We start from the raw sequence: 13,054 nt of genomic DNA on the forward strand, positions 1-13,054 counted from the left end.
TCCGGCCCATACAAAAACTCCTTCCTAGGAAGACAAGCTTTAATTATTTGCTTGTCTACCCAAGAAGGAGTATAGCCGTCGAACAGCTTTTTGATTACTTAATTATTGACTAGTGCTTCTTATAAGTTGGCTTACCCCAGAATTGGAACAAATCTGTCCGTAAATAACCGTTGTAAAGTTTGCGGCGTTTCGTGGCTTTGGCGCCATAATAATGCTCAAAATCCATATCACTAGTTAAAATATATTTACTCCAAGTAGTCATTGGATTGAAAATCTCGCCCATTTCACGATAGATCTGGCGTGCCTGAGCCTCGTCATTCAATCGTTTCCCATAAGGAGGATTGGCAACCATAATGCCATTTTGTAAGTCAGTGGTAAAGTCCTTAACGGCAACTTGTTTGAATTGAATATCATGTAAAACACCAGCTTGGTCAGCATTGACCTTAGCCAAATCGATCATACTACCATCAATATCGTTAGCCATGATCGTTAATTCCAGGTCTTGCTTAATGGCGGCCTGAGCTGCAGCCCGAGCTTCTTTAAGCAATTCAGGCTTAAATTCGGTAAATTGCTCGAAAGCAAAATGCCGACTAATCCCCGGGGCAATATTGCGTGCCTTTAAAGCAGCTTCAATCGCAATCGTCCCGGAACCAGTCATCGGATCAAGGAATGGATCGTTATCGCGCCAAGGCGTTAAGGCAATCAAGCCGGCCGCAAAATTTTCTTTTAACGGGGCACCACCATGATCTTGACGATAACCACGTTTAAATAAACTATCACCCGTGGTATCAATCAAAATCTCAGCGATATCTTTATGCAAGCGGACATCAATTTTTACCTTGGCACCAGTTTCCGGCAAGCGTGTGCTCCGATGATAAGCTGTTTGTAGACGCTGAACAATGGCTTTTTTGGCAATTGATTGCACATCAGGAACACTGTGTAGTTTAGATTGAACGGAACGGCCGGTTACTGGAAATTCAGCATCCATCGGCAATTGTTGTTCCCAAGGTAAGGCGACTACTTGATCGAATAATTCAGTAAAACTTGTACATTTGAAGGTCTTCATGACAATCATGACCCGATCAGCAGTCCGCAACCATAAATTTGTTTTAATAATATCGGTTAAATCACCCTTGAAGAGAATTTTTCCGTTGTCGACTTTAGTTTGATAGCCCAACGCTTGCATTTCTTTATTAACAATTGCTTCAAAACCTGCGGCCATTGTGACCATTAATTGATATGTCATCCTGAACTCCTATTTTAAAATTCCTAATTTGTCTAAAAAAATTGACGCAAAATTAAAAATTCTGCGTCAACACCCAAGGTAAGTCTCTATAAGCCACGTTTTGTTCCAATGACAACTAGGTCCATTGCCATCTTCAGTAATCATCTATCTGCTAACGCTCCAACTTTAGGTTCATTTCCCGCCATTGGACTCTTCTACCAAAAAATTTGAATTGCTCGCTCGTGGGGTTTACCCGTTCCATCGACTAACTTTCACTAATCGTTCGTTTCTGTGGCACTTTCAAGCTCGTTGCCATGGTCGAAAGACTTTAGGCATTGAGCTGCCGTTACTTCAAAGAAGTACCTTGGCTTATTGGGCCAAGCGCGAACACTACAAGCATCGCAGCTTGTGCGAGCGTGGACTTTCCTCAGTCTATTAAAATAGACCGCGATTACTTGAGACTTACCGAATATTTAATTCACTTAAAACCGATTGATTGTTGACCCCTGATTATTATTAATGTTCAGATAATCACTAGGCTGAGCTGCTGAACTAGCAGCTGGCTTATTGGCAATTTTGGCAGCTTCCTTCTCGCCGAAGACATGCCGTTCCAAATTACTGATCCGTCGCAAAATGTCATAATTCGTTGTATTTGCGGTTACGCTTGGACCAGTTGTTACAAAGTTATTGGCGTTCGGTGTCGATTCACCATGTCGCGAAAGTTCATCGACTTTCGTAACTAAACGCTGATTTTCTTGTTCCAAGGTCTTGATGCGACTGCGGAAGGCCTCATAATCCTGAATCACTTGATCCAAGAATGGGTCAACCTCAGCGACATCATAGCCACGATATTTTTGCTTAAAATCTTTATTAACAATTTCTTCCGGAGAAAAATTGATTTTAAACTCGCGGGAATCATCTGATTTTGCCACCAATATTCTACACCTCACGTATTACTAGTCAAGCATCTTATTAATTATAGCAAAAAAACTCGGAAAAGAGAACCAAAACTAGTCGATTTCTTAGATTAATTAATGATTCATCGTAAAATGCCAGTAAAGATGTTGGGCAGAACGGGTTCTGACTCCACGACAAGCAGCCCGCAATGGCGGCAGGCGCTATTCTATTTGATTATCGTCACTAGTTTTTTTTGAACTTGATTTATGACAGTGAATTAAACAACGCTACTTCTAGAAATCCCCGGCTTGTTCATTCTGATAATTCTCGGCTTCATCCTGTAATTGATAAAAATCGATTAATTGTAAGGGATAATCCGTAGTTGCCAGCTGCTCCGTGATATATTGATAGTCATAGCTGGCTTTGCCTGGAGATTCAGGATCATACAGCATTAAAGCACCATCAGTATGTTGACCCATAAAAGTTTGATAATTTCTTAGTTGACTGGGGTTCTGGTAGCCCTGCTTAGAAACATAACCGACAAAATCAGCCTGCGTTAAAATTTGGGCTAGTTGAGCTTGGTTATTTTCATTCCATTGCTGACCAAAATTTTGAAATGGCAGCATGACTGCAATTTTTAATTCAGGATAAGTCTCTTTCAGAGCAGTAGCTACGGTCACGCCCCATTGTTCAGTACCTAGTTGACCGCCAGTAATTAGCCAAGTCAAACCGTCATCTAAATAAGCCGTTAAAGCTTTTTTTAAAGAATATTTAATGATTGTTAACTTCGGGTCGTTTTTCTGATAAACGTTAAGTTCATAGGCCCGATAGCCAGTCAACCACAGTCTTTTTATCATAGCTAACAACCTTTCTAATGAAGTAAGCTGCGACAATCTGGTATAATATTGGCATTAGGAGTGAGGAAATGGTGATTAAATATCCCAATGGTGAACCATATCGTTTGTCGACTGATCATTCTCAGTCTAACATAAAACGGCCACTGCTGGCTGCAGAAAGCGATGTGATCTTCGGCGGTCGTGGCATGACTTTGGAACAAACGATCAATGACACGAACACTTACTATCGGCAGCAACAACGCGCCGTGATTTATAAGAAGCCAACGCCAATTCAAATTGTTAAAGTTGACTATCCACAGCGTAGTAAAGCGGTCATTCGTGAAGCTTACTTTCGCCAGGCTTCGACAACCGATTATAATGGGGTCTACCAAGGCCGTTATTTAGATTTCGAAGCCAAGGAAACGACTAATAAGAAGTCTTTCCCATTAAAAAATTTCCACGAACATCAAGTCAAACACTTTCAAAATTGCTTGCACCAACAAGGCATTTGCTTTACAATTATGCGCTTTGCTAGCTTAGAGCGTTATTTCTTGACCCCGGCGACGTTGCTATTAAAGTATTGGCAACAGCAAACCAATGGTCGTAAGTCCATCCCCTTAACGGAAATTATTAAAACGGGTTATGAACTGCAAATAGGCTATCAACCGCTACTCGATTATCTGGGTGCGGTTGATCAATTAATTCAGAAAACTCAACAAATGGATTAGGTGAAAAAATGGCACAAAATAATACAATGACTCGTGAGGCTCGGAAAGCTTCACAAAACCAAACTCGTTCCAAAACTGGTCGTGGTGGGCAGCCCAAACGTAAGCGACCATTGTGGCGACGAATCATTCGCTGGGCACTCCTGCTTATTCTGGCAGGTATCCTGCTAGGAGCTGGTCTCTTCTTCTACTATGCCAAAGATGCACCAAAATTAAGCACCGAGGAATTAACTAAAGGTGGCTCGTCTGTTGTTTTGGCATCAAATAATCATCAAATTACCCGACTCGGCAGTGAGAATCGCAGTTATGTTAAGAGTTCAGAAATTCCCCAACAGTTAAAAGACGCTGTTGTTTCAATCGAAGATCGCCGCTTTTACTCAGAACCCTTAGGGATTGATCCAATTCGGATTGTGTCATCGGCTTTGCATAATATTACAAATCCCAATAGTGCCCCTCAAGGTGGTAGTACTTTAACCCAACAACTAATCAAACTTTCTTATTTCTCAACGAATAAGTCAGATCAGACTTTAAGACGTAAAGCTCAAGAGGCTTGGTTAGCAATGCAGGCGCAGCAGAAGTATTCCAAGGAACAGATTCTTGAATATTATATTAATAAAGTCTTCATGTCTAATGGGGCTTATGGTATGGGTACTGCGGCAACGCTGTATTATGGTAAAAGTTTAAGCCAATTAAGTCTTGCTCAAACTGCCCTTTTAGCAGGTATCCCCAATGCCCCCTCAAGCTACGATCCTTATGTTCATCCGGATGCTGCCAAAGCGCGGCGTGACTTAGTTATTCAAGCAATGCTCGATAATAAGAAAATCACGTCTGCTCAAGCTCAAACAGCAATCAATACGCCAATTACCACTGGCTTAAAGTCACAAAGTGAAGTTACCGCCAGTGAAAATAATGCTGTGATTGCAGATGCTTATATTCAGGAAGTTGTTAAGCAAGTCAAGAAATTAGGCTATGACCCCTACCGCGATAATTTGACAATTAAAACAAATCTTAATTGGGACGCGCAACAACATCTTTATGATTTGGTTAATGGTGATACCATTGCTTTCCCTGATAATAGTTTACAAACTGGGGTCACTATCACGGATCCCAACAACGGCAATGTCATCGCCATGGTTGGTAATCGTAAAGTTGGTCAAGTCCAGATGGCTTTAAATCATGCGACACAAACAGATCGTAGCAATGGTTCAACAATGAAGCCACTGTTAGATTACGCACCAGCAATTGAATATTTAAATTGGGCCACTAATCATACCGTGGACGACTCTGAATATACTTATCCTGGAACTAATATTCAATTGAAGGACTGGGATCTCCAGTACCAAGGTGAAATGACAATGCGGCAAGCTTTAGCTGTTTCCCGGAATATCCCCGCCGTTCGCACCCTAGAAACTGTGGGTCTTAGTAAAGCTAGTAGTTTTGTTAGTAATCTAGGTATTAAAATTGCCAGTGATGCTGGCTTATCAGTCGGGATTGGCGATAATATCTCCACCTTGCAAGTGGCTGCTGCTTACAATGCTTTTGCCAATGGTGGTACTTACTATCAACCGCAATATGTCGCTTCGATCACGACCGCTGATAAAGTTGTTCATCATTATGACGATAACGAAGGCCAAACTGCCATGAAATCGTCAACAGCCTATATGATCACTGACATGTTGAAAGACGTGATTACCAGTGGTAGTGGGACGGCAACACAAATTAGTGGTCTCTACCAGGCTGGTAAAACCGGGACTACTGGCTATACTGATGAGGAATTAGCCAAGAACCCTGCCTTGAACAACACGGTTAAAGATTCTTGGTTTGCTGGCTATACCAAGCATTATTCAATTGCTGTTTGGACCGGTTACGATAAATCGGCGCAACAAGGGGTCGCCGACCAAACCATTGCGCAGTTAATTTATCGGAATATGATGAGTTACCTAAGTACTAATGTGACCAATAGTGATTGGACTAAACCAAGTACGGTTGTTCGAATTGGGAATGTGCTCTATGTTAAAGGCCATCAACCAGCAACCACGACTGACAACAAACCGTCGTCAAGCTCCTCGTCAAGTAGTTCCGAGTCAAGTAGCACTAGCGTTGAATCAAGTAGTTCCGAGTCAAGTAGCACTAGCGTTGAATCAAGTAGTTCCGAGTCAAGTAGCACTAGCGTTGAATCAAGTAGTTCCGAGTCAAGTAGCACTAGCGTTGAATCAAGTAGTTCCGAGTCAAGTAGCACTAGCGTTGAATCAAGTAGTTCCGAGTCAAGTAGCACTAGCGTTGAATCAAGTAGTTCTAGCAGTGAATCCTCACATAGTGAAGGCAGTGATAACAATAATGAAACTGGCAATAAGGAAGGTGTATGAGATACGACAATCGAATCACCCTCATCAGGTGATAACAATAATGAAACTGGCAATAACGAAGGTAGTGATTCTTCCAGCACCGATACGAGTTCCAGTACTCAGCCAGGACAATAAAGTAAAATTAATAAAGCCTCTGAAAATTTAAAAAGGTTAAATAATTAGTATTGCATCCAGGCTAGCAAGCATTAACATAAAATAACAAGTCTGGGACATCAGTCTATTTTCCAAAAAATAATACGAACTTTCGTTGCTGAAACGTGTTCTCAAAAAGACAACCGGTTCCGCTTAACGCAAAAATGCCGAGCAATTCTAACGAATTGTTCGGCATTTTACGTTGATGCGCACCGGCTAACCGCCTTTTATCACACACTCGTTATTTTTGTGCTGAGTTCAACACTAGATAGTCAACAGTAATGCGGCGAGCATTAAAAAAAACATACTTAGAAAATAATAATAGGTTTTGTTGGCAGTTTTAGTCGCTAACATTTTTCGCCGGGCAACGAACTCATCGGGAATGCCTGGATGTTCAGCGGGAACGTGCGTGATAAGTTGTTTGCGAACGGTATAATACTGGCGATAAGTCACAAGACTTACTAGCGCAAACAAGCCAAATGAGAGACAACTGAATTGAAACAGGCCAAGATCTGCATAACGTGTTACCGAATAGAAACTGGCAAACATCACGACAACACTTGCCAAATAAAAAAAGATAGCGGCGCCAAAATGAACATTCTTTTTCTTGGTTTGTTTAAACAGAACGGGTTGGCTTTCCGCCAACAACAGATTCCAACGAGCGACGATAACCGGATCATCATGATTTTGCTTTTTTTGAGCTTTACGGGTGTTCCCCTTGAGCATCGCTAATAACAGCACCAACATAATGACTAGCGAAAAAATGGCGAACCAATAATTAATGGGCATCTTAAAACTTCCCTTCAAATCAGTAACAAACAAGTTTAGCGATTAATGAGTCTGCACATAGCTTTGGCCAAAAGCACACATTGGCAGTAATGGACAAGTCTGGCAGGCTGGCTTCTGAGCGTGACAAATGTCGCGACCAAAATTAATCATCGCGTGGTGGCCGTGAATCCATTCCGCTTTAGGCAAGGCGGTCGTAATCGCTGTTTCTACTTGCCGAACACTAGCCTGTTCGGCGGCGATTTGCAAACGTTTGGCAATTCGTGAAACGTGGGTATCGACTGCAAAAGCAGGAATACCAAAAGCATCACCTAATACCACGCTGGCCGACTTCCGCCCAACACCTGGCAATTGTGTCAATTCAGTCATTGTGTGCGGGACCACACCATTAAAATCAGTCTCTAGCTTCTGACCCAATGCCACTAGGTATTTGGCTTTGTTATGATAGAGTCCAATTTGTTTAATGTAAGGTTCCACTTCCAGCGCGGTAGCTGCAGCTAAAGCAGCTGGATCAGGAAAGCGTTCGAACAAAGCAGGCGTGGCTTTATTCACTGAGACATCAGTTGCTTGAGCGCTTAATAGTACTGCCACCACAATTTCAAAGGGACTGCGCGCCGTCAAACTCCCCACTGCATTTGGATAAAGGGCAATAATTTTCTCAATCGCCAGCCGACTTTTCGCAGGTGTTAACATTCTCTAACCTCCTACTCAAAATACAATTTAGAATTTTTGTTTATAACGTTGTAAATCAGCACTGTTCTTAATTTGGCGTCGTTGCCAATCTAATAGAATTCGATCAAGATACTTGAAAGAACGTGCATCACTGAGCACTGCTTCTCTTAGCGCCAATCGAATAATCTCGACACTATAATGATCCTGATTTAACCAACTATCGATCGTTTCAAATTCGATTGGTGATAAAGTCCGACCAAACTCAACTTCAAATTCTTTATAAAGCTGACTAATTTCGGCCTGTTGCGTTTGAAACTGGTCAACACGATTTTTCTGATTTTGCAATTGCGCTAATTTATTGAAAAATGGCGTTAAATCATATTGATCATGATGCTGGCCATCCTTTTTAAAAGCCGTAACTGCAAGAAAACCATTTTTTACCAACTCTTGCAAAGTTTGGTAAACCTTAGTGACTGGTTGGCGGACTACTTGAGCCAGTTGCTCCGGGCTGGGAAAGTTTTCATTTAATTGTCGAAACTTGATTATTTGCAAAAAAATTGCCAATTGATGGTCATCCATTCCTAATAAGGCGTAATGATCCAGAATCAAGTTGGCAATTACTGTTTGCGGCGTTCCGACTAAATCATTTAGCGTATATTCACTCATTAGTCGTAATTCCTTTACTTCATAAAATTCATTCTTCAAGACATCGTTTTAAAACATAACAACCATCACTTTATGGCTCGATTCGGTTGATCATTCGTGGGAATGGAATGGCCTCGCGTAAATGATCTAAGTGGCAGATCCAAGTAATCGCTCGTTCAAAGCCTAAACCAAAGCCAGAATGTGGAGTACTACCAAACTTACGTAAATCTAAATACCAGTCATAATCTTTTTCATCCAAACCAGCATCTAGAATTCGTTGCCGTAAGACTTCATAGTCAGTTTCCCGTTCAGAACCACCAATAATTTCGCCGTAACCTTCAGGCGCCAACATATCTGCACAAAGATAAACATCATCGCGCTCTGGATCTTTCTTCATATAAAATGGTTTGATCTTAGTTGGATAATTTAATACAAAGACTGGTTGTTCAAATTGATCAGAAATATAAGTTTCTTCTGGCGCACCAAAATCATCGCCCCACTTCACATCGAAGTTAGCCTTTTGTAGCATCTCAATGGCCTGATCATATGAAATCCGTGGATATGGCGTCTTTGTATACTTCTTCAGTAATTCAACATCGCGATCCAATAACCGCAGTTCATAAGCACAATTATCAATCACGCTTTGAACTAAATACGCGATATATTTTTCTTGTACTTCAAGACTTTCAGCTTGATGAGTGAAAGCCATTTCAGGTTCAATCATCCAAAATTCGGTTAAATGACGCCGTGTCTTTGATTTTTCAGCGCGGAAAGTTGGCCCAAAAGAGAACACTCGACCAAATGCTTGAGCACCGGCTTCCATGTACAACTGACCACTTTGACTTAAGTAGGCGTCTTGATCGAAATAATCAATATGGAATAACTCAGTTGTCCCTTCTGGGGCAGAACCTGTCAAGATTGGTGGATCAATTTTGATGAAGTTCTCTTTATTAAAGAATTCATAAGTGGCCCGAATCATTTCGTTACGAATTTGCATAATGGCAAATGGTCGCTTTGAACGTAACCATAAATGACGATGATCTAATAAGAATTCAATCCCATGATCTTTTGGTGTAATTGGATAGTCTTCACTATTACCAATCAGCTCAAGGTTGCTTACTTCAATTTCATAGCCGAAGTGTGAGCGGTCATCTTGATGAATCACCCCAGTAACCCAGAAGCTACTTTCTTGATGTAATTCTTTTGCTAAAGCGAAAACTTCTTCGCTGACGTTATTTTTAACAACAACCCCTTGGAAAAAGGCGCTCCCGTCCCGTAATTGCAAGAAAGAAATTTTACCACTTGACCGTTTATCAGTTAACCAAACGCCAATTTTAACCTCTTCGTCAACGTGATCTTTTGCTTGATTGATGCGTATTTGCTGTACCATTCCCAAATGACTCCCAACTTATAAATTATCAATTAAATCCACAGTTTTACCTGTATAAAAATCCAATAGCCGATAGCTTAGATGACCATTACTTTTCTTGACCGCTACTTCCCAAACTGGGTCGCCTTGATCAAGTCCTAAACTAATACCATAAATCTTAGCCGGCTGATAGCGTTGTTGGACGATTTCCTGGATCTGATTTTGACTTAAGCCCTTACTACCAGCTAGTAGCTTGATTTTACCTGTTTTGCCATTAACAATCACATAAGTCAGCTGTTGCTGCTTATTATAACCATTGACGGCATAGTATGTCTGCTGCCGCTGATACATCGAAAAATTATCAACATCAGTCAGGCCAGCTTTTTTGGCAATTGCTTCAGTTTGTTGGCGAGCACTGATCCGTGGCATTGAGGCCATCAGATAAAATCCGAAAAAAACCACCACAACTGCTAAAATACTAAACCACATAATTCTTCTACGTTTACGCGTCATGTCAAACTCCTTAATTAACCACCTTTAAATTATACCAAAAAATATCAAGTTGTGAAGCACGCGCAGAACATAATTCAGCTCAGTTGTATGAAACTAATTAGCTTATTGTCATTAATTCTGCTGATAAAAATCATGAATATGTTGTGGTAAAACTTGATTATCCAACGTGAGCAATGAGAGTTCTTTAGGAAAAGCCTGCTGAATCTCACGCGCATAACTACTGTGAGCAATCCGTTCATCAAGTACTAAGACAATGCCCCGATCTGTTTCGGTGCGAATTAGCCGTCCAAAACCTTGTTTTAATTTAAGAATTGCCCGGGGTAAGGTGTCCGCATAAAACGGTGACTGACCACCAGCGGTCATTTGACTTTGCCGATAATTGGTCATTGGATTCTTGGGTGACTCAAACGGAATTCGGGTGATGATCAATAATGACAATTGTTCCCCAGGAAAGTCGACCCCTTCCCAGAAACTTTGCGAGCCTAAGAGTACGCCATGGTGTGCAAAACGAAAGCGTTTCGCAATTTTATCATTGCTACCAGTGACACCTTGGGCAAACAGCTCACGTTGATTGCCTAAGATTGGTTGTAAAGCGTAGTAAACATTCTTCACACTGGCCAAGGAGTTAAATAAAATCATTGTTTGTTGCGTTGTCGCTTGCAAAATCGGCAAAATAACTTGAGCTAACCAACGATCATAATCAGCGCCATTTTCCGACGGTGAGTAAGTGGTGGCCGGTAGCAGTAACTCCGCCTTATTTTCGTAAGCAAACGGTGACGCTAGTTGGAGTGTCGTTACTTGGTCAGCAGCGAGATTTAACTGGCGTAGGAAGTAATTGAATTTCTGACCAACTGCTAATGACGCACCCGTGTACAGCTGAATAGGAAATTGTTGATCTAATTCTTGCCGCAATTGCTCATGTGTTTTTGCCAACCAATTAAATCGATAAGAAATACCGTCATCATCCACATCTAAATAGAAGCCGAAACTGGCAAAGACTGGATCTTGTAAATGGTCACGCGCGGCGATCAAATAACCTAAACTTGCCTCTAACTGATTATTAAGGCTTTGCCAATGATGAACACGTTGCTGTGTGGCCCCACTAAGTTGGCTGCGATTAAGGGCCGTCTCCACAAGCAAGCAACGTTCCAAATAATGATCCAACTGGCTAATTGTTGCTGTTAGCGCGTGCTGTAAATTTTGCCGCGTTTTGGCTTGGCTTAAATCTAGGTAAACTGGCTGAGTGATAAAACTCTGACCAACTAATAAAATGATCTGATCATTTAATGTTTGTAAGGCACTGGTGAACTGCTCAAGTTGGTGCTGGCAAGTGTTTAGCTGGTAATAATATGGGGTTAAAGCTGGTTCAATATCAGCATTGTCTAGTAGATAATGGCAAATATCGTTCACTTGCCGTCCCCATTGAGCTAAACGCATGGTCGAGAAGTAATGACGTGAGCTCCGCGTTAAGTCATCAGCAAAATGCTGGGCCTCATCAATCACTAGAATGGCTTGTTCCGTCGAAAAATCACTTAGATGTTGCGCTAAGTAGGCATTATTTGTTAATACAATTGCCGCCGTTGCCGCCGCTTGTTGCACGCGCCGCCAAAAATCGACCTGATAATAACGATTACCTGGCGACAATGTTGGTAAATGATTAATACTTTGAAAGAACGCTGTTTCATAATTAGTTAATTGCAACTCATCTAAATCGCCTGTTTTAGTTTGTGTTAGCCACACCAGAATCCGCATTTCATTAATGACCGTTCCGCGATTTTGCTGGCCAACGCGCAGGTAATTAGCAAAACGACTTAAATCAAGATAATGAGCAGCACTTTTTAGAACTACACTGCTAAAATTGGTTGCTCGTAAATCATTTAGCATTGGTAAAGCCTGACGCTTGAGTTGACTTTGTAAAACAGTGGTTGGCGTCGTAATGACCAAGCGTTTTGCCGGTGTTGCCGTCAATTGGTAAGACAATGGCAGCAAGTACCCTAAAGATTTGCCAATTCCAGTAGGCGCTTCAATGACCAACTTTTGTGATTGTTGCTTAGTTGCTGATAATTGTTGCTGAATAAAATCCATCATCTCAAATTGAGCAAGTCGCGGTTTTAACAAGTGGCCCCACTGGCGGACTTTTTCAGCAGTTGTTGCTGGATAGTCTTGTAACTGGCGATATTCTAAAGTTGCGTCAGCTTTAACTTCGCGGCGTAAAACAAAAGGCCCAATTTGCTGCAAATAAGCCGGTAAAACTGATTGTTGGTTTTGCTGATAGGCTTGCTGAAAGACCTGCCCTGTTTGCAAACTCAAACTTTGGCTTAGTTGGGCCAGCTGTTTTAGCAAAGGTCCTGGCATTTGATGAACGCGTTTTAAGAGCAACCGTAAAATCTTAGCAGTCGCAATGGCATCACTGTCTGCTTGGTGCGGATGCCGATGCACAATATTTAAATAAGCACTGAGATCCTGTAAGCGATAACTAGGTGCTTGTGGTAACATGATTTGCGCCAATTCAACTGTATCAATGGCTTCAACGGCTAGCGGTGGTAAGCCGACATTTTTAAATTCCTCGTTAATAAACGGTAAATCAAAATTAACATTATGCGCAACAAAAATTTTATCCGCTAATAAGTCATGAAGTGTGGGTGCCACTTCCGCAAAAGTTGGGGATGTTTTCAAAACAGCTGGATCAATTTTAGTTAATTCAATAATTTCTCGTGGGACCGGTCGCAAAGGATTGATCGTCAAGGAAATATGTGTACTGATTTTCTGATCAGAGACAATGGCACAGCCAAACTGAATAATATGATGATTGGCATGGCGCTGTGTACCCGTCGTTTCCAAATCAACAACGGCATATGTTTTTCCTGACAAAACAAGCAACTCCTTTC

10 protein-coding genes, 1 other RNA gene and 1 pseudogene are annotated in these 13,054 nt (G+C 41.5%); 2 read left to right on the plus strand and 10 right to left on the minus strand.

The window, feature by feature from the left end; translation table 11 throughout:
- Nucleotides 1–109: 109 nt before the first annotated feature.
- The 4 genes and pseudogenes from EKM81_RS06385 to EKM81_RS06400 form a co-directional block, all read right to left on the minus strand.
- Nucleotides 110–1,246, minus strand: a complete 1,137-nt coding sequence (locus EKM81_RS06385) for a THUMP domain-containing class I SAM-dependent RNA methyltransferase (protein ID WP_125650008.1) — start codon at nucleotides 1,244–1,246, stop codon at nucleotides 110–112.
- An 84-nt stretch (nucleotides 1,247–1,330) separates the two neighbouring features.
- Nucleotides 1,331–1,688, minus strand: an RNA gene (gene rnpB / locus EKM81_RS06390) — RNase P RNA component class B.
- A gap of 124 nt (nucleotides 1,689–1,812) precedes the next feature.
- Nucleotides 1,813–2,124 (minus strand): annotated as a pseudogene (gene gpsB, locus EKM81_RS06395) (cell division regulator GpsB); the annotation flags it as partial.
- A gap of 291 nt (nucleotides 2,125–2,415) precedes the next feature.
- Entirely contained in the window at nucleotides 2,416–2,979 is a 564-nt protein-coding gene (locus tag EKM81_RS06400) for a DUF1273 domain-containing protein (RefSeq protein WP_125650012.1), read from the minus strand.
- Between the two features lie 68 nt (nucleotides 2,980–3,047).
- Between EKM81_RS06400 and recU the strand changes: the two genes are divergently transcribed.
- Together recU and EKM81_RS06410 are read left to right on the plus strand one after the other, a co-directional pair.
- A complete protein-coding gene (gene recU, locus EKM81_RS06405) occupies nucleotides 3,048–3,686 on the plus strand; it encodes a Holliday junction resolvase RecU (protein ID WP_125650015.1) in 639 nt (212 codons plus the stop codon).
- Nucleotides 3,687–3,694: 8 nt separating this feature from the next.
- Nucleotides 3,695–6,049: a PBP1A family penicillin-binding protein gene (locus EKM81_RS06410; protein WP_125650017.1), complete on the plus strand. Its 2,355-nt coding sequence runs from the start codon at nucleotides 3,695–3,697 to the stop codon at nucleotides 6,047–6,049.
- A gap of 396 nt (nucleotides 6,050–6,445) precedes the next feature.
- Here EKM81_RS06410 and EKM81_RS06415 read toward each other — a convergent pair whose 3' ends face one another.
- The 6 genes from EKM81_RS06415 to EKM81_RS06440 all read right to left on the minus strand — a co-directional run bounded on the left by EKM81_RS06415 (nucleotide 6,446) and on the right by EKM81_RS06440 (nucleotide 13,037).
- Nucleotides 6,446–6,970, minus strand: a complete 525-nt coding sequence (locus EKM81_RS06415) for a hypothetical protein (RefSeq protein WP_125650018.1) — start codon at nucleotides 6,968–6,970, stop codon at nucleotides 6,446–6,448.
- Nucleotides 6,971–7,012: 42 nt separating this feature from the next.
- A complete protein-coding gene (gene nth / locus EKM81_RS06420) occupies nucleotides 7,013–7,660 on the minus strand; it encodes an endonuclease III (protein ID WP_125650020.1) in 648 nt (215 codons plus the stop codon).
- Nucleotides 7,661–7,687: 27 nt separating this feature from the next.
- Complete coding sequence (locus EKM81_RS06425) at nucleotides 7,688–8,344, minus strand: DnaD domain-containing protein (RefSeq protein WP_164509234.1); 657 nt, start codon at nucleotides 8,342–8,344, stop codon at nucleotides 7,688–7,690.
- A gap of 31 nt (nucleotides 8,345–8,375) precedes the next feature.
- Nucleotides 8,376–9,674, minus strand: a complete 1,299-nt coding sequence (asnS, locus tag EKM81_RS06430) for an asparagine--tRNA ligase (protein WP_125650024.1) — start codon at nucleotides 9,672–9,674, stop codon at nucleotides 8,376–8,378.
- An 18-nt stretch (nucleotides 9,675–9,692) separates the two neighbouring features.
- Entirely contained in the window at nucleotides 9,693–10,166 is a 474-nt protein-coding gene (locus tag EKM81_RS06435) for a cell wall elongation regulator TseB-like domain-containing protein (RefSeq protein ID WP_125650026.1), read from the minus strand.
- 111 nt (nucleotides 10,167–10,277) lie between these two features.
- Nucleotides 10,278–13,037 carry a helicase C-terminal domain-containing protein gene (locus tag EKM81_RS06440; protein ID WP_164509235.1) on the minus strand — a complete coding sequence of 920 codons (2,760 nt, stop codon included), beginning with the start codon at nucleotides 13,035–13,037 and terminating at the stop codon, nucleotides 10,278–10,280.
- Nucleotides 13,038–13,054 lie beyond the last annotated feature (17 nt).

The sequence above is a fragment of the Lapidilactobacillus gannanensis genome (genome assembly GCF_003946675.1).
Classification (GTDB): domain Bacteria; phylum Bacillota; class Bacilli; order Lactobacillales; family Lactobacillaceae; genus Lapidilactobacillus; species Lapidilactobacillus gannanensis.